Genomic DNA, 16,360 nt, shown 5'->3' on the forward strand with positions numbered 1-16,360 from the left:
ATGGTGGGTTGTGACCGCACAGCCCACCGCCGACCCGCGCAGCGCCATCGAGACGGTCTTCCGGCTCGAGTCCCCGCGCGTCATCGCCGCCGTCGCCCGGATCGTCCGGGATGTCGGCGTGGCCGAGGAACTCGCCCAGGACGCCCTCGTCGCGGCGCTGGAGCAGTGGCCGCGCGACGGGGTGCCCGACAACCCGGGCGCCTGGCTGACCACCACCGCCCGCCGCCGCGCCGTCGACCTGATCCGGCGCCGGGAGACCCACACCCGCAAGCTCCAGGAGATCGGCCGCGGCCTCGACACGACGGTCCCGCCGCAGGAGCCCGCCGATCCCGACGACATCGACGACGGCCTGCTCCGGCTCGTCTTCACCGCCTGCCACCCGGTGCTGTCCGCCGAGGCCCGCATCGCCCTCACGCTGCGCCTGCTCGGCGGCCTGACCACCGCCGAGATCGCCCGCGCGTTCCTGGTACCGGAGCCGACGGTCGCCCAGCGGATCGTGCGCGCCAAGCGCACCCTCGCCACGAGGAACGTCGCCTTCGAGGTCCCCAGCGGCCCCGACCGCGCCGCCCGCCTCGGCTCGGTCCTCGACGTCATCTACCTGATCTTCAACGAGGGGTACGCGGCCACCGCCGGCGACGACTGGCTGCGCCCGTCGCTGTGCGAGGACGCGCTGCGGCTCGCCCGGCAGCTCGCCCAGCTGATGCCGAAGGAACCCGAGGTGCACGGGCTCGCGGCGCTGCTGGAGCTCCAGGCCGCCCGCTCCGCCGCCCGCACCGGCCCGAACGGCGAGCCGGTCCTGCTCGCGGACCAGAACCGCAGCCGCTGGAACCGCCTGCTGATCGCCCGCGGCGTGGCCGCGCTGGAACGCGCCGAGGCCACGGCCGCCGGCCCGCCCGGGCCGTACGCCCTCCAGGCGGCCATCGCGGCCTGCCACGCCCGCGCCCACACCTACCAGGAGACCGACTGGGCGGCCATCGCGACCCTGTACGGCCTGCTCGCCGCCCGCGCCCCCTCACCGGTCGTGGAACTGAACCGGGCGGTCGCCGTGTCCATGGCGGACGGCCCCGGCCCCGCCCTGGAGATCGTCGACGCCCTCGCCGACCGGCTGCGCGACTACCACCTCCTGCCCAGCGTCCGCGGCGACCTGCTGCGGCGCCTCGGCCGTACGGCGGAGGCCCGCGCGGAGTTCGAACGCGCCGCGTCCCTCACCGCCAACGAGCGCGAGCGCGAACTGCTGCAGCGACGCGCGGCGGAGTGCGGGTAGGGCCTGTCGCTCGGATCAGGCCGGCCGGCCGAGCAGCATGGTGGGGGCGCCCGCGACGCGGGTGAGGAAGACGGTGACGGCCAGGGTGCCGTGCGGCTTCGGCAGCACCTTGCGGCGCAGTTCCTCCGGCTCGACCGCCGAGCCCCGCTTCTTCACCGTCAGCACGCCCACCTCGCGCTCACGCAGCAGCGCCTTCAACTTCTTGACGTTGAAGGGGAGTTGGTCGGTGATCCGGTAGGCGGAGGCGTACGGCGTCGGGTGCAGCTCGTCGGACGTGACGTACGCGATCGTCGCGTCCAGCAGTCCGCCGCCGACCTGTTCGGCCACCTCGGCGACCAGGTGGGCGCGGATGACGGCGCCGTCGGGCTCGTAGAGGTACCGGCCGACGGGGCGGACGGCCGGGTCGGGCAGCCCGCGGCCGGGCAGCGTGTACGGCCCGGGCAGCAGCGTCGCCCGGAAGGCGCCCGGCGACCCGGCGCCGAACCACAGCACCGCCTCCTTCACGTCGCCGCCGTCGGAGATCCACTCCGCCTCGGCCTCGGCGGGGACCGCCTCGTGGGGAACGCCGGGGGCGATCTTCAGCGCGGCGTGCGGCGCCTTCAGCGCCGCCTGCACGGCCCAGGACAGGGGCGGCGAATAGGCCTCGGGGTTGAAGACGCGGCCGCGCCCGCCGCGCCGGGCGGGGTCCACGAACACCGCGTCGTATCCGGCGGTGTCCACCTCCGTGACGTCCGCCTCCCGCACCTCGATCAGGTCGGCCAGCCCGAGTGCCCCGGCGTTGGCGCGGGCCGCCGCCGCGGTCAGCGGGTCGCGGTCCACGGCGAGGACGCGGATGCCGGCGCGGGCGAGGGCGATCGCGTCACCGCCGATGCCGCAGCACAGGTCGGCGACGGAAGTGACGCCCAGGTCCTTCATCCGGGCCGCCCGGTACGCCGCGACGCTCGCCCGCGTGGACTGTTCGACGCCGTTGGGGGTGAAGAACATGCGCGCGGCGTCCTCGGCCCCGAACTTGGCCACCGCCCGCTGCCGCAGCCGCGCCTGGCCGAGCGCGGCCGACACCAGCTCCGCCGGGTGCTCGCGGCGCAGCCGGGTGGCGACGGCGAGTTCGTCGGCCGGGTCGGTGTCACGGACCTGCTCGAGCAGGGCGCGTCCTTCGGGGGTGAGGAGGGGGGCGAGGTCGTTCACCGGGTCGTTCACCGGGTCATTGTCGGGCAGGGGGGTGGGGGTCCGGCCAGCCGGGCGGGTCTGCGCTCCGGCCGGCCGCCCGGGGTGTGGGCCAGTCGGTGGATGGTGGGCGGTCGGTGGTGGTGTCGGGGCGGCTCCTGGGGGGCGGGCTGCGAAGATCCGGGCCCATGGGAGTAGTCGTACAAAATGATAAAAGTCGGGCGCGTCGGTCTGGGGTTCTGCGCGGCTCACTCGCCGCTCTCGCCGCCGCCGCCCTCGCCTCCGGGTGCGCCGCGGGCACGGGCCCCACCGGGTCCGAGGTGGACCCGGCCGCCGGTCAGCAGCAGGCCCTGCACGCGCCCCCGGCGCGCGCCCTCGACTCCTACGCCACCAGGCTGCGCGCCGAGCACGCCGCGCGCGTGGCCGCCGCCAAGCGCTGGGGCCTGGCCGCGGTGCCGCTGACCGCCCCGCCGCCGCCCCGGCAGAAGCCCCGGATCCACGCCCGTCGGGGCTTCGAGGTCGACGACCAGGAGGAACTGGGCCTGCCGCCGGTCTTCACCCGCATCCCGACCGACCAGAAGGTCGTCTTCCTCACGATCGACGACGGCGCCGAGAAGGACCCGGCGTTCCTGCGCATGATGAGCGACCTGCGCATCCCGTACACGGCCTTCCTCAGCGACTACCTGATCAAGGACGACTACGGCTACTTCAAGAAGATGCAGGCGCGGGGCGTGACGCTGAACAACCACACCCTGCACCACCCGTATCTGCCGGGGCTGTCCTACGCGCAGCAGAAGCAAGAGATCTGCGGCATGCAGGACATCATGGAGAAGCAGTACGGCAAGCGGCCGACCGTCTTCCGGCCGCCGTACGGCAACTACAACCAGGACACGCTGCGTGCCGCCAAGTCCTGCGGGATCAAGTACGCCCCGATCTGGGACGAGGAGGTCTTCGTCGACCACTGGGAGTACCGCGAGGACGACCAGGACCTCCACCCCGGCGACATCGTCCTGACGCACTTCCGCGGCCGGGACGACTGGAAGGGCACGATGCCCGACATGGTCCGCCGGTTCCTGAAGAAGGTGACGGACAAGGGGTACGCGGTGGCACGCCTGGAGGACTACCTGTGAGAACGCGGGGGGTGCCGGCCGTCCTGGCCGTCCTGGCGGCGGTCTGTTCGGCGGCGGTCTGCCTGACGGGGTGCGCGCAGTCGGTGGATCCGATCGAGCGGCTGGGCAAGAAGACGGCGGAACGGGTGAGCACGCACCGTCCCGCGGACGGCTCCGCGCGCCCTCCCGCCGGGGAGCCGGCGTACCGCCGCTGGGGTCTGGAGCGGCCGCTGACCCCGGCGCCCTCCGCTGCGCGCGGGCGCGTCGGCCGTGTCCTCGGCGGCGCCGAGTCCGGTCTGCCGCTGGTCGTCGACCGTGTGCCGACGCGGGACAAGGTCGTCTTCCTGACGTACGACGACGTCGCCGAGCGGGATCCCCGGTTCGCCGACCTGGTGCGGGAGCTGCGGCTGCCGGTGGGCATGTTCCTCACGGACAGTGTGGTCGGGCCGGGGTACGCGCACTTCGCGCGGCTGCGGGCGGCGGGGGCGTCGCTGGAGAACCACACGCTCGACCACCCCGCGATGCGGGGGCTGCCGTACGCCGGGCAGCGGGCGGAGATCTGCGGGCAGCAGCGCAAGCTGCACGCCCGGTTCGGGGTGCGGCCGCGGCTCTTCCGGCCGCCGTACGGCGCGTACGACGCGACGACGCTGCGGGCGGCGGGGGACTGCGGGATCTCGGCGGTGGTGCTGTGGCGGGTGTCGCTGTCGCTGGGGGGTGACGGGGGATTGTCGTACGCCTCGGGGGAGCATCGGCTGGAGCCGGGCGACATCATCGCGGTGGACCCGGACGAGACGACGGGGCCGGTGCTGCGGAAGCGGACGGTGCGGTTGCTGCGGGAGATTCAGCGTCGGGGGCTGGGGGTGGGACGGTTGGAGGACTACCTGTAGGTGGACTTCCCGCAGCCGTACGACGTCGCCGGGGGCTGCGGATTCCGAGACGCGCCGCACGGTAATTGGCACTCCGCTTGACCGAGTGCTAATCGCGGTCATAGTCTCGGCTCTGGCACTCGGCAGATGAGAGTGCCAACAAAGCGACGGGCAGGTCCGGCACCCGCGACGACGGATCGACCTGGTCGCCACCTCAGACAGTTAACCCCGTGAGATCTCCGAAGGGGGAGGTCGGATCGTGACGACCGCCAGCTCCAAGGTTGCCATCAAGCCGCTCGAGGACCGCATTGTGGTCCAGCCGCTCGACGCCGAGCAGACCACGGCCTCTGGCCTGGTCATCCCGGACACCGCCAAGGAGAAGCCCCAGGAGGGCGTCGTCCTGGCCGTGGGCCCGGGCCGTATCGAAGACGGCAAGCGCGTCGAGCTCGACGTGACCGTCGGCGACGTCGTGCTCTACAGCAAGTACGGCGGCACCGAGGTGAAGTACAACAACGAGGAGTACCTCGTTCTCTCGGCCCGCGACGTGCTCGCGATCATCGAGAAGTAAGCACACTTCACCCGAAGCTCTGCTTTCAGCTGCGCCCTGGCCCCTGCGACCGATAACGAAGCCGGGCGCCGGGGCGCAGTCGTTTTACCCACGAGATTTCCGAGAGGGCTCCCGCTGCCATGGCGAAGATCCTGAAGTTCGACGAGGACGCCCGTCGCGCCCTCGAGCGCGGCGTCAACAAGCTTGCCGACACCGTCAAGGTGACGATCGGCCCCAAGGGCCGCAACGTCGTCATCGACAAGAAGTTCGGCGCCCCGACCATCACCAACGACGGCGTGACCATCGCCCGCGAGGTCGAGGTCGAGGACCCGTACGAGAACCTCGGCGCCCAGCTGGTCAAGGAGGTGGCGACCAAGACCAACGACATCGCGGGTGACGGTACGACCACCGCGACCGTGCTGGCCCAGGCGCTCGTGCGCGAGGGTCTGAAGAACGTCGCCGCCGGCGCTTCCCCGGCCGCCCTGAAGAAGGGCATCGACGCCGCGGTCAAGGCCGTCTCCGACGAGCTGCTCGCCACCGCGCGCCCGATCGACGAGAAGTCCGACATCGCCGCCGTCGCCGGGCTGTCCGCCCAGGACAGCCAGGTCGGCGAGCTCATCGCCGAGGCGATGGACAAGGTCGGCAAGGACGGTGTCATCACCGTCGAGGAGTCCAACACCTTCGGCCTGGAGCTCGACTTCACCGAGGGCATGGCCTTCGACAAGGGCTACCTGTCCCCGTACTTCGTGACGGACCAGGAGCGTATGGAGGCCGTCCTCGACGACCCGTACATCCTGATCACCCAGGGCAAGATCGGCGCCATCGCGGACCTGCTGCCGCTGCTGGAGAAGGTCATCCAGGCCGGCTCCTCCAAGCCGCTGCTGATCATCGCCGAGGACGTCGAGGGCGAGGCCCTGTCGACGCTGGTCGTCAACAAGATCCGCGGCACCTTCAACGCCGTCGCGGTGAAGGCCCCCGGCTTCGGCGACCGCCGCAAGGCGATGCTGCAGGACATGGCCGTCCTCACCGGCGCCACCGTCATCTCCGAGGAGGTCGGCCTCAAGCTCGACCAGGTCGGACTCGACGTGCTGGGCACCGCCCGCCGCGTGACCGTCACCAAGGACGACACCACGATCGTCGAGGGTGCCGGCAAGGCCGAGGACCTGACGGGCCGCGTCGCGCAGATCAAGGCCGAGATCGAGAACACCGACTCCGACTGGGACCGCGAGAAGCTCCAGGAGCGCCTCGCGAAGCTGGCCGGCGGCGTGTGCGTGATCAAGGTCGGCGCCGCCACCGAGGTGGAGCTGAAGGAGAAGAAGCACCGTCTGGAGGACGCCATCTCCGCGACCCGCGCCGCGGTCGAGGAGGGCATCGTCTCCGGTGGTGGCTCCGCGCTGGTCCACGCCGTCAAGGTCCTCGAGGGCAACCTCGGCAAGACCGGCGACGAGGCCACCGGTGTCTCCGTGGTCCGCAAGGCCGCCGTCGAGCCGCTGCGCTGGATCGCCGAGAACGCCGGCCTCGAGGGCTACGTCATCACCTCCAAGGTCGCCGAGCTCGACAAGGGCCAGGGCTTCAACGCCGCCACCGGCGAGTACGGCGACCTGGTGAAGGCCGGCGTCATCGACCCGGTCAAGGTCACCCGCTCCGCCCTGGAGAACGCCGCCTCCATCGCCTCCCTGCTGCTCACGACCGAGACCCTGGTCGTCGAGAAGAAGGAAGAGGAAGAGGCCGCCGCGGGCCACGGCCACAGCCACGGTCACTCCCACTGACGCACGTCAGCACCAAGGCCCGGCACCCTCTGGGTGCCGGGCCTTCGCGTTGCCGGCTACTGCTCCAGCGCGTCGAGCGCACCCAGCTGCGCCATCAGCCCGAGCCGGTCGTACTGCCACCACCCCTCGGCGATCCTGCCGTCCTCACCGCACCGGAAGACGGTCGTACCGGTCATGGCGACCTGCCGTCCGGTGGGCGCGAGCCCCATGAACTCGCCGATGTGGGTCGCGTCGCAGGTCCACCGGGTGCACACCCGGTCGCCCTGGGCGATCTGGTCCTCGACGCGGAAGCTGAGGCGGAAACCACCGCGCCACATCTCCATCTCGCGCCGCATCGCGTCCCGGCCCATGGTGTCCTGCTCGTTGGCGGGATCGTGGTCGTGGTAGTCCTCGGCGATCAGGTCGTCCAGCGGGGGCAGATCGCCCTCGACGGCGAGCATCTCGAAGAACCGCCGCACGGTCGCCGCGTTCAGCTGGTCGTCACGCACCACTTCCAGATCGGTGAACGACGGCATCTCGTCACAGAGGGCGATCATCTCCTGGAAGATCTTGTCGGTCTCGGGCAGGTTCGAGTTCCGCATCGCGTCCTCGTACGACGGGAACTCCACGATCTCGATGAAGTGCGACGCGTCGGACCGGTCCTTGCCGACCACACTGTGCGTCGCCGTCCGCTTCCCCTTGGTCTTCTCCACCCACGTGTCCATCAGCCGGTCCATCTCGTCGAACCGGCTGGTCCTGCAGTCGATGAGCTGTACGAAGGTCATGGCGCCACCTCGGTTCCCCCACGGGTCCGGGTCGATCAGCACCATTCTCCTCCCTGGGCATCCAGGCGGCATGCGAGCGCGGGGGGAGCGGTCACCACCGCGCCGTCACTGCGGCCCGTACTTCCGCCCCGTCCGCGACGTGATGCCGCCCAGCAGTCCGCGCGGGACGAGTTTCGCCGCGCCCAGCAGGGCCTTGTAGCGGGGGTCGGGGACGGACAGGGTGCGGCCGCGGGCCAGGTCCGTCAGGGCCGTCGCGACGACCTTGTCGGCGTCCAGCCACATCCAGCCCGGGATGTTGTCCGTGCCCATCCCGGCCCGCTGGTGGAACTCGGTGCGCACGAAACCCGGGCACAGCGCCATCAGCCGTACGCCGCTGCCCGCCAGGTCGCGCGCCGCGCCCTGGGAGAACTGCACGACCCACGCCTTGGACGCCCCGTACGTGCCGCGCGGCACGAAGGCGGCGACCGACGCGACGTTCACCACGCCGCCCCGGCCGCGTTCGCGCATCGCCTCCGTCGCCGCCGACGTCAGCCGCAGCACCGCCTCGCAGTGCACCTTCAGCATCCTCAGCTCGTCGGCCATCGGGACTTCGAGATAGCGGCCCTTGTTGCCGAAGCCGGCGTTGTTGATCAGCAGGTCGACGGGGTTGCGCCGGTCACCCAAGCGGGCGGCGACCGCCTCGATGCCCTCGTCCGTGGCCAGGTCGGCCGTCAGCACCTTCGCCTCGATGCCGTGCCGGTCGTGCAGCTCGGTCGCCTGCTCGCGCAGCCGCTTGGTGTCCCGGGCCACCAGCACCAGGTCATGCCCGTCACCCGCCAGCCGCCGCGCGAACGCGGCACCGATCCCCGCGGTCGATCCCGTAATCAGAGCCGTTGTCATGCGCCAAGACTAGTTACCCGGACCGACAGTCTCCGCGCCGCGCACCCCCGGCCTGACGTCCGCTCAGTGTCCTTGCCGCCCGACGTATTTGCGCGCCGCCGCCAGCGACTCCGGGTGCAGCGCCGCGCCGGCCGCGAGCAGCCGCGGCAGCAGCTCCCGCTCGGTGGTGACGGCCCGGAACTGCACCGCCACGGTCACGTCGTGCTCCGGCCGGTGCACCACCTCGATCGCGTCGCCCGCGCGGATCTCCCCGGGCTCGATCACCCGCAGATACGCCCCCGGCGCGCCCCCGCGCGTGAACCGGCGCACCCAGCCCTTCTCGCCCAGGTGCTCCTGGAAGGTACGGCACGGGATGCGCCCGCTGGTCACCTCCAGCACCACGTCGGGGCCGATCCGCCAGCGCTCCCCGATCAGCGCGCCGGCCACGTCCACGCCCCGCGTGGTGAGGTTCTCGCCGAAGAGGCCGTTCGTCAGCGGCCGGCCCAGCTCGCGCTCCCAGGCGTCCAGGTCCTCGCGGGCGAAGGCGTACACCGCCTGGTCGTCGCCGCCGTGGTGGCGGGTGTCGCACACCGCGTCCCCGGCGATCCCGCTCGCGCCGACCCCCTTCGGCCCCGGCGCGGTCACCTTAACCGGTCCGTCCACCGGGCGCTTGTCGATGCCGGTCAGCCCGTCCGGCTGGTCGGTGTAGGGGACGGGCCGGGCCTGGCCCACGTTGAGTGACAGAAGCTTCATGGGGGCACGGTAGCGAGCAGACCTCAAAGTGTCGACGCAGTATTCTGCGCCGTATCCAAGCCTCGCTTATGCTTGTGGGGTGATCGAGGCCCGTCATCTCCGTGTCCTGCGCGCCGTGGCCACCACCGGCTCCTTCTCCGCCGCGGCCCGCGAGCTGGGATGCACCCAGCCCGCCGTGAGCCAGCAGATGAAGGCCCTGGAGGGCTCCGTCGGCACCCCGCTGCTGGTGCGCACGGGGCGCGAGATGCGGCTGACCCAGGCCGGAGAGGCCCTGGTGCGGCACGCGACCGGCATCCTCGCCGGGCTGACCGCCGCCGAGGAGGAGGTCGCCGCCATCGCCGGGCTGCGCGCCGGCCGGGTCCGGCTGGTCTCCTTCCCCAGCGGCAGCTCCACCCTCGTCCCGACCGCCCTGGCCGCCCTGCGCGCCGCCCACCCCGGCACCCGGGTCTCCCTGGAGGAGGCCGAACCGCCGCGGTCCGTGGAACTGCTGCGCGAGGGCGACTGCGACATCACGCTCGCCTTCCGCTACGAGGGCGCGGCGGGCGCCGAGGAGTGGGACGACCTCGTCGTACGGCCGCTGCTGACGGACCGTCTCGTCGCGCTGCTGCCGGAGCGGCACCGGCTCGCGGCGCGCGCGGAGCCCCTGGCCATCGGCGCGCTGGCCGGCGAGCCGTGGATCGCGGGCTGCCCGCGCTGCCGGGGCCAGCTGGTCGAGGTCTGCGAGGGCGCGGGCTTCACGCCCCGCATCGACTTCGCCACCGACGACTATCCCGCGGTGGTCGGCCTGGTCGGCGCGGGCCTCGGCGTCGCCGTCCTGCCCCAGCTCGCCGTGGAGTCCGTACGTCCTCGTGGCGTACGCATGTTGACGCTTGAACCGTCGGTGCGGCGGGAGATCGTCGCCCTCACCCTGCCCGACCTGGCCCAGGTGCCGGCGGTCGCGGCGACGCTGGAGCAGCTGGCGCGGACGGCGCGGCGCTAGGGGGCTCCCTTCCGTGCTCCTCCCCGGGCGCCCGGGGGCGCCCCGGCGGGCGACGAAATCAAGGGCACGCGCATGTGTGCGTGCCCTGGGTGTGATGCAGAAACGTTCCTTCAGGTGTTCGAACCGGCATGCCCGCCGGCCGAAGCCGTCACCAGGCGGTTGCGTGCCCGCCCCATGAGCTCTTCGCGCTCGTCCTCGGTCAACCCGCCCCACACACCGTACGGTTCGCGCACCGCCAGAGCGTGTGCCGCGCACTGGGCGCGGACCGGGCACCTCATGCAGACCTCTTTGGCCGAGTTCTCGCGAGCACTCCGCGCCGCACCGCGCTCACCCTCCGGATGAAAGAAGAGGGAGCTGTCCACACCGCGGCAGGCAGCGAGCAGCTGCCAGTCCCACAGGTCCGCGTTCGGTCCGGGAAGGCGGGAGAAATCTGCCATTACGTGACCCCTTGCAGCCGTTCTGAGTGGATACGGTGCCCACGACCGTACAACTACGATCTAAGGAGATGAAAATATGACTCATTGCGAATCTAGCCTCAGACACCAGCGCATGGGAAGAAATGGGGCCAAATGGGGCATGGTTGTGATGAAAGCTTGAGGGTTGGCCCTGTGTGTCTCCACTGTGTTCGCCCCCTCACGTAGAGTGCCGAAGATGGCAGATGGCCCCGTAACTCTTTCGAGTGACCGTCGTTGAGAGTGCGGAGGCGGTTGGAAACACAAGGGCTCGGGCAGGCGTCCGAGACGGTCGACCGCACAGGTGACGATTTCGTACCAGCCTGGAGGCACAAGGTGACGCGCATCAGCTGCGGAGGGCGGCCATGACTTCCGTCCTCGTCTGCGACGACTCCCCGCTTGCCCGAGAGGCGCTCCGCCGCGCGGTCGCGACCGTGCCCGGCGTCGAGCGCGTGACGACGGCGGCCAACGGCGAGGAAGTCCTCCGCCGCTGGGGCGCCGATCGCTCGGACCTCATTCTGATGGACGTCCGCATGCCCGGCCTGGGCGGCGTCGAGACCGTCCGCCGGCTGCTGTCCGCCGACCCCGGCGCCCGCATCATCATGCTCACCGTCGCCGAGGACCTCGACGGCGTGGCCCTCGCGGTCGCCGCCGGTGCCCGCGGCTACCTGCACAAGGACGCCTCGCGCGCCGAGCTGCGCGCCACGGTGACGCAGGCGCTGGCCGACCCGACCTGGCGGCTGGCCCCGCGCCGCCTGCGCTCGGCGGAGATGGGCGCCGCGCCCACCCTCACCGCCCGCGAGATCCAGGTGCTGGAGGGCATGAGCCACGGCCGCTCGAACGCCGAGATCGGCCGCGAGCTGTTTCTCTCCGAGGACACCGTCAAGACCCACGCCCGGCGCCTGTTCAAGAAGCTCGGCGCTTCGGACCGCGCCCACGCGGTGGCGCTCGGCTTCCGCTGGGGCCTGGTCCGCTAGGGCCCCGGCGGGCCGGACGGCGGCGGGTGACAGCGCCGTGTCGACGTGGACGAACGGGGCGCGGCGCCCCCGGCCGCGCGGCGGTGAGCCGGGGAACCTCGGCGGCTCCGCGGCGTACGGCGCCGACCGGCCCCATGCGGCGCGCTTCGCGCCCTCTGTGGTGGTCACCCGCCCTGATCGATCCGGTGTGCTGGAAGGCCGATCCGGGGCCCGGCGGGGTGACGTCCGCGGGGTGATCCGGAAGCACGGGGGCTCGCCTTCGCCGGGGCAATGCGCCGGCGCGTGTCGTGGCTCCCGTGACCGCGTCGCTCGGGATCTGCGGCCCCGTCGCATCCCGGCCGCCGGCACCGACCCGCGACGACGGCCGCGGGGGTGCGGCCTCTCTCACCGGTCACGCTCCGTGTACGGCGACTGCTGTCTCCGGTTCCCGTGCGGCGGCGTGCGCCGCTCACCCGAGCCGTCGGTCCCGTGTGGTCGCCGGGCCCTTGCCCGTCGTACCCCGACCGGGCGCCCGCGCGGGGCGTGCCTCCTTCACGACGCGGCCGGGTGCCACCCGTCCCGTCTGTCTCTCCGCACCGTGGGCGGGCCGTCCGTCATGCGGGGGGCCGGTCTTCCGGGGCTCGGGCACACGCGCGCGTACCAGGGTTCGCCGCCGTCCCGGAGAGTCCTCGCGGACGCCCGCTGCTCGTTTCGGCGCCGATGCCGCATCCTTGAGGTGTGGAGTTCCTCGGGGACGAGTCGGTCGAGCGGAAGGGGAGGGCGCAGGGGATGAGTTCCGGCGCACCTGCTCATAACGCTTCGGTGCACAACGCCGAGCGCGGTGCCACGGACGTCAGAGCCGCAGGGCACCATGGACCGATGCGTGAGGACGAGGCGGGCACTCCTGCCCAGGGGGCGATCGGCCCACTCGTGCACCGTGCCGTGGACGGCGACGAACAGGCCACGCACGACCTGCTCGCCCACGTCCACCCCCTCGCCCTGCGCTACTGCCGTACGCGGCTGTCGCGGCTGCCCGGCGACGCCCGGCACTTCGTCGAGGACCTCGCCCAGGAGGTCTGCGTCGCCGTGCTGCTCGCGCTGCCCCGCTACAAGGACACCGGCCGGCCCTTCGAGGCGTTCGTCTTCGCCATCGCCGCCCACAAGGTCGCCGACCTCCAGCGGGCGGCGATGCGGCACCCCGGCTCGACCGCCGTGCCGTCCGACGAGATGCCCGAACGGCCCGACGACTCCCTCGGGCCCGAGGAGCGCGCCCTGCTCAGCAGCGATGCCGAGTGGGCGAAGAAACTGCTGGCCAACCTCCCGGAGAACCAGCGCGAGCTGCTGCTGCTGCGCATCGCGGTGGGCCTCACCGCCGAGGAGACCGGCCAGATGTTGGGAATGTCACCCGGCGCGGTCCGGGTGGCGCAGCACCGTGCGCTGAGCCGGCTGCGGGCGCTCGCCGAGCAGTAACTGCGCCTGACCCCGGTGGGATCGGCGCCTTGCTTGAACAGGCGACCACCCGGTTCCGTACGAACATACGAAGACGGAAGCCGTCCACAACCGTGGAATGAGACGGGTCCATCTCCCGTTAGCATGGACATCCGCACCGATCAAGGCCATTTGGGGAAGGTGTCATGACTGCAAACGTCGACGGAGTGCCCGGTAAATTCGCGACACTCGGGCTGACCTACGACGACGTGCTGCTGCTGCCGGGTGCATCCGAGGTGCTCCCCAACGCGGTCGACACCTCGTCCCGCATCTCCCGCAACGTCCGGGTCAACATCCCGCTGCTCTCGGCGGCGATGGACAAGGTGACCGAGTCCCGCATGGCGATCGCGATGGCGCGGCTCGGCGGCGTGGGCGTCCTGCACCGCAACCTCTCGATCGAGGACCAGGTCAACCAGGTCGACCTGGTGAAGCGCTCCGAGTCCGGCATGGTGGCCAACCCCATCACCATCCACCCGGACGCCACGCTCGCCGAGGCCGACGCGCTGTGCGCCAAGTTCCGCATCAGCGGTGTCCCCGTCACGGACGGCAACCGCAGGCTGCTCGGCATCGTCACCAACCGCGACATGGCCTTCGAGAGCGACCGCAGCCGTCAGGTCCGCGAGGTCATGACCCCGATGCCGCTGGTCACCGGCAAGGTGGGCATCTCCGGCGTCGAGGCCATGGAGCTGCTGCGCAAGCACAAGATCGAGAAGCTGCCGCTGGTCGACGACGAGGGCGTCCTCAAGGGCCTGATCACCGTCAAGGACTTCGTCAAGGCCGAGAAGTACCCGAACGCCGCCAAGGACGCCGAGGGCCGCCTGCTCGTCGGCGCCGCCGTGGGCGCCAGCCCCGAGGCCCTCGAGCGCGCCCAGGCCCTCGCCGCGGCCGGCGTGGACTTCCTCGTCGTCGACACCTCCCACGGCCACAACAGCAACGCGCTGAGCTGGATGGCGAAGATCAAGTCCAGCGTGAACGTCGATGTGATCGGCGGCAACGTCGCCACGCGCGACGGCGCGCAGGCGCTGATCGACGCCGGTGTCGACGGCATCAAGGTCGGCGTGGGCCCCGGTTCCATCTGCACCACGCGCGTGGTCGCGGGCATCGGCGTCCCCCAGGTCACCGCCATCTACGAGGCCTCCCTCGCGGCCCGCCCCGCCGGCGTCCCGCTGATCGGCGACGGCGGTCTGCAGTACTCCGGCGACATCGGCAAGGCGCTGGCCGCCGGCGCCGACACCGTCATGCTCGGCAGCCTCCTCGCCGGCTGTGAGGAGTCGCCCGGCGAGCTGCTCTTCATCAACGGCAAGCAGTTCAAGTCGTACCGCGGCATGGGCTCGCTCGGTGCCATGCAGTCCCGCGGCCAGGCGAGGTCGTACTCCAAGGACCGCTACTTCCAGGCCGAGGTCTCCTCCGACGACAAGCTCGTGCCCGAGGGCGTCGAGGGCCAGGTGCCCTACCGCGGCCCGCTGGCCAACGTGCTGCACCAGCTCGTTGGCGGTCTGCGCCAGACCATGGGCTACGTGGGCGCCGCCACCATCGAGGAGATGGAGTCCAAGGGCCGCTTCGTCCGGATCACGTCCGCGGGCCTGAAGGAGAGCCACCCGCACGACATCCAGATGACGGTCGAGGCGCCGAACTACAGCAGCAAGTGACGTCCACGCGCGCGTGAAGGTCTTACGACGGCGGCCCCGGGACAACCGGGGCCGCCGTTGTCGTACCCGTCGGGGATACTGGAAGGCGCTGCAACGCATCAGGGAAAGGCCACCAACGTGACTGAGATCGAGATCGGGCGCGGCAAGCGCGGCCGCCGGGCGTACGCCTTCGACGACATCGCCGTCGTCCCCAGCCGCCGTACGCGGGACCCGAAGGAGGTCTCGATCGCCTGGCAGATCGACGCCTACCGCTTCGAGCTGCCCTTCCTGGCCGCCCCCATGGACTCCGTCGTCTCCCCGGCGACCGCGATCCGCATCGGCGAGCTGGGCGGCCTCGGCGTGCTCAACCTCGAGGGCCTGTGGACGCGGTACGAGGACCCGCAGCCGCTGCTCGACGAGATCGCCGAGCTGCCGGCCGAGGCCGCGACCCGCCGGCTGCAGGAGGTCTACGCCGCGCCGATCAAGGAGGAGCTGATCGGGCAGCGCATCAAGGAGGTGCGCGACTCGGGTGTCGTCACCGCGGCCGCGCTGTCCCCGCAGCGCACGGCCCAGTTCTCCAAGGCCGTCGTCGACGCGGGCGTGGACATCTTCGTCATCCGCGGCACGACGGTCTCGGCGGAGCACGTGTCGTCCGCGCACGAGCCGCTGAACCTCAAGCAGTTCATCTACGAGCTGGACGTCCCGGTGATCGTCGGCGGCTGCGCCACGTACACCGCCGCGCTGCACCTGATGCGCACGGGCGCGGCGGGCGTCCTGGTCGGCTTCGGCGGCGGCGCGGCCCACACCACGCGCAACGTGCTGGGCATCCAGGTCCCGATGGCCACCGCGGTCGCCGACGTGGCCGCCGCCCGCCGGGACTACATGGACGAGTCCGGCGGCCGGTACGTGCACGTGATCGCGGACGGCGGCGTCGGCTGGTCCGGCGACCTGGCCAAGGCGGTCGCCTGCGGCGCCGACGCGGTGATGATGGGCTCCCCGCTGGCCCGCGCCACGGACGCGCCGGGCAAGGGCCACCACTGGGGCATGGAGGCCGTCAACGAGGAGCTGCCGCGCGGCCAGAAGGTCGACCTGGGCACGGTCGGCACGATCGAGGAGATCCTCACGGGCCCCTCGCACACGCCGGACGGCTCGATGAACTTCTTCGGCGCCCTGCGCCGCGCGATGGCGACCACCGGCTACAGCGAGCTGAAGGAGTTCCAGCGCGTCGAGGTGACGGTGGCGGACTCGCAGCACCGGCGGTAATCGCCGCGGCAGACGGCTGAAAAGGGCCGGTCACTCCCGAGTGGGGGCGACCGGCCCTTTTGCGTGCCGTGTTCTGCCTGGTCAGGGGGCGCGTGGCGTGGGAGGGGGCGCATGGTTGCGTTCGGGGCGAATGCGGGCCGAACGGGCGTAGGGCGGCGGTAGTGTCCGTGATCGGCGACCCGAGCTCTCTGGGTCGCCCCCTTCCAAGGACATGGTTCCGGACCCGCGCCCGCGGGGCCCGGCCCGCGTTCCGAACGGACCGTCCACCGGGCGACTGGGCGGTGTCGTGGAAGGGGGCGCCCATGGGACGCCATCGCAAGCCCACTCGCTGGGATGAGATCCGGCTTCGGCTGGTGAAGTTCCGGAGGAGGTGGATCTTGCGACTTTTCGGATGGTGAGCGGCCGTCCCTATGAGAACTAGGGACGGACACCCGTGAACCATCAGGAGCCTGCCGCAGTCGCCACTGCGGTGGGCTCCACCTGTGGCGGTGTGATGGTGA

The 16,360-nt window shown here is 71.7% G+C and carries 15 protein-coding genes; 10 read left to right on the plus strand and 5 right to left on the minus strand.

Annotated features, from left to right (window positions below):
* Positions 1–10 precede the first annotated feature (10 nt).
* Positions 11–1,264 (plus strand): RNA polymerase sigma factor, encoded by a 1,254-nt coding sequence (locus AC0B9F_RS21865; RefSeq protein WP_472005041.1) that lies wholly within the window; start codon positions 11–13, stop codon positions 1,262–1,264.
* Positions 1,265–1,279: 15 nt separating this feature from the next.
* On the opposite strand, the gene AC0B9F_RS21870 is transcribed toward AC0B9F_RS21865, so the two are convergent.
* Positions 1,280–2,449: a THUMP-like domain-containing protein gene (locus AC0B9F_RS21870; RefSeq protein WP_472005328.1), complete on the minus strand. Its 1,170-nt coding sequence runs from the start codon at positions 2,447–2,449 to the stop codon at positions 1,280–1,282.
* Between the two features lie 167 nt (positions 2,450–2,616).
* Here AC0B9F_RS21870 and AC0B9F_RS21875 point away from each other — a divergent pair, with 167 nt between their 5' ends.
* The 4 genes from AC0B9F_RS21875 (at position 2,617) to groL (ending at position 6,719) form a co-directional block, all read left to right on the plus strand.
* On the plus strand, positions 2,617–3,558 hold the full coding sequence (locus tag AC0B9F_RS21875; RefSeq protein WP_472005043.1) for a polysaccharide deacetylase family protein: 942 nt from the start codon (positions 2,617–2,619) through the stop codon (positions 3,556–3,558).
* Positions 3,555–4,424: a polysaccharide deacetylase family protein gene (locus AC0B9F_RS21880; RefSeq protein WP_472005045.1), complete on the plus strand. Its 870-nt coding sequence runs from the start codon at positions 3,555–3,557 to the stop codon at positions 4,422–4,424. Before AC0B9F_RS21875 ends, AC0B9F_RS21880 begins: the two co-directional genes overlap by 4 nt.
* 238 nt (positions 4,425–4,662) lie before the next feature.
* The gene (groES, locus tag AC0B9F_RS21885) at positions 4,663–4,971 is read left to right on the plus strand and encodes a co-chaperone GroES (RefSeq protein ID WP_472005048.1); all 309 of its coding nucleotides are present in this window, start codon (positions 4,663–4,665) and stop codon (positions 4,969–4,971) included.
* A 119-nt stretch (positions 4,972–5,090) separates the two neighbouring features.
* The gene (groL, locus tag AC0B9F_RS21890; RefSeq protein ID WP_472005049.1) at positions 5,091–6,719 is read left to right on the plus strand and encodes a chaperonin GroEL; all 1,629 of its coding nucleotides are present in this window, start codon (positions 5,091–5,093) and stop codon (positions 6,717–6,719) included.
* Between the two features lie 56 nt (positions 6,720–6,775).
* On the opposite strand, the gene AC0B9F_RS21895 is transcribed toward groL, so the two are convergent.
* From AC0B9F_RS21895 to AC0B9F_RS21905, 3 genes are all read right to left on the minus strand, one after another.
* A complete protein-coding gene (locus AC0B9F_RS21895) occupies positions 6,776–7,483 on the minus strand; it encodes an ester cyclase (RefSeq protein ID WP_472005051.1) in 708 nt (235 codons plus the stop codon).
* A 105-nt stretch (positions 7,484–7,588) separates the two neighbouring features.
* Positions 7,589–8,362: an SDR family NAD(P)-dependent oxidoreductase gene (locus AC0B9F_RS21900; RefSeq protein ID WP_472005053.1), complete on the minus strand. Its 774-nt coding sequence runs from the start codon at positions 8,360–8,362 to the stop codon at positions 7,589–7,591.
* A 63-nt stretch (positions 8,363–8,425) separates the two neighbouring features.
* Positions 8,426–9,094, minus strand: coding sequence for an MOSC domain-containing protein (locus AC0B9F_RS21905; protein WP_472005055.1), 669 nt, complete (start codon positions 9,092–9,094; stop codon positions 8,426–8,428).
* Positions 9,095–9,173: 79 nt separating this feature from the next.
* Here AC0B9F_RS21905 and AC0B9F_RS21910 point away from each other — a divergent pair, with 79 nt between their 5' ends.
* Positions 9,174–10,073 carry a LysR family transcriptional regulator gene (locus AC0B9F_RS21910; protein ID WP_472005057.1) on the plus strand — a complete coding sequence of 300 codons (900 nt, stop codon included), beginning with the start codon at positions 9,174–9,176 and terminating at the stop codon, positions 10,071–10,073.
* Between the two features lie 110 nt (positions 10,074–10,183).
* On the opposite strand, the gene AC0B9F_RS21915 is transcribed toward AC0B9F_RS21910, so the two are convergent.
* Positions 10,184–10,510: a WhiB family transcriptional regulator gene (locus tag AC0B9F_RS21915; RefSeq protein ID WP_472005059.1), complete on the minus strand. Its 327-nt coding sequence runs from the start codon at positions 10,508–10,510 to the stop codon at positions 10,184–10,186.
* 380 nt (positions 10,511–10,890) lie between these two features.
* Here AC0B9F_RS21915 and AC0B9F_RS21920 point away from each other — a divergent pair, with 380 nt between their 5' ends.
* From AC0B9F_RS21920 to AC0B9F_RS21935, 4 genes are all read left to right on the plus strand, one after another.
* Complete coding sequence (locus AC0B9F_RS21920; RefSeq protein WP_003948568.1) at positions 10,891–11,502, plus strand: response regulator transcription factor; 612 nt, start codon at positions 10,891–10,893, stop codon at positions 11,500–11,502.
* Between the two features lie 858 nt (positions 11,503–12,360).
* Positions 12,361–12,951, plus strand: coding sequence for a sigma-70 family RNA polymerase sigma factor (locus AC0B9F_RS21925; RefSeq protein ID WP_472005061.1), 591 nt, complete (start codon positions 12,361–12,363; stop codon positions 12,949–12,951).
* 164 nt (positions 12,952–13,115) lie between these two features.
* A complete protein-coding gene (gene guaB / locus AC0B9F_RS21930; RefSeq protein WP_472005063.1) occupies positions 13,116–14,618 on the plus strand; it encodes an IMP dehydrogenase in 1,503 nt (500 codons plus the stop codon).
* 117 nt (positions 14,619–14,735) lie between these two features.
* Positions 14,736–15,860: a GuaB3 family IMP dehydrogenase-related protein gene (locus AC0B9F_RS21935; protein ID WP_363265782.1), complete on the plus strand. Its 1,125-nt coding sequence runs from the start codon at positions 14,736–14,738 to the stop codon at positions 15,858–15,860.
* Positions 15,861–16,360 lie beyond the last annotated feature (500 nt).

Source organism: Streptomyces sp. NPDC097129, assembly GCF_055668065.1.

Excerpts from the sequence above, each read along its gene's own strand:
- AC0B9F_RS21895 (WP_472005051.1), bottom strand. The coding sequence starts at position 7,483 with ATGACCTTCGTACAGCTCATCGACTGCAGGACCAGCCGGTTCGACGAG.
- AC0B9F_RS21915 (WP_472005059.1), bottom strand. The coding sequence starts at position 10,510 with ATGGCAGATTTCTCCCGCCTTCCCGGACCGAACGCGGACCTGTGGGAC.
- AC0B9F_RS21920 (WP_003948568.1), top strand. The coding sequence starts at position 10,891 with ATGACTTCCGTCCTCGTCTGCGACGACTCCCCGCTTGCCCGAGAGGCG.
- AC0B9F_RS21925 (WP_472005061.1), top strand. The coding sequence starts at position 12,361 with ATGCGTGAGGACGAGGCGGGCACTCCTGCCCAGGGGGCGATCGGCCCA.
- AC0B9F_RS21905 (WP_472005055.1), bottom strand. The coding sequence starts at position 9,094 with ATGAAGCTTCTGTCACTCAACGTGGGCCAGGCCCGGCCCGTCCCCTAC.
- guaB (WP_472005063.1), top strand. The coding sequence starts at position 13,116 with ATGACTGCAAACGTCGACGGAGTGCCCGGTAAATTCGCGACACTCGGG.
- AC0B9F_RS21875 (WP_472005043.1), top strand. The coding sequence starts at position 2,617 with ATGGGAGTAGTCGTACAAAATGATAAAAGTCGGGCGCGTCGGTCTGGG.
- groL (WP_472005049.1), top strand. The coding sequence starts at position 5,091 with ATGGCGAAGATCCTGAAGTTCGACGAGGACGCCCGTCGCGCCCTCGAG.
- AC0B9F_RS21900 (WP_472005053.1), bottom strand. The coding sequence starts at position 8,362 with ATGACAACGGCTCTGATTACGGGATCGACCGCGGGGATCGGTGCCGCG.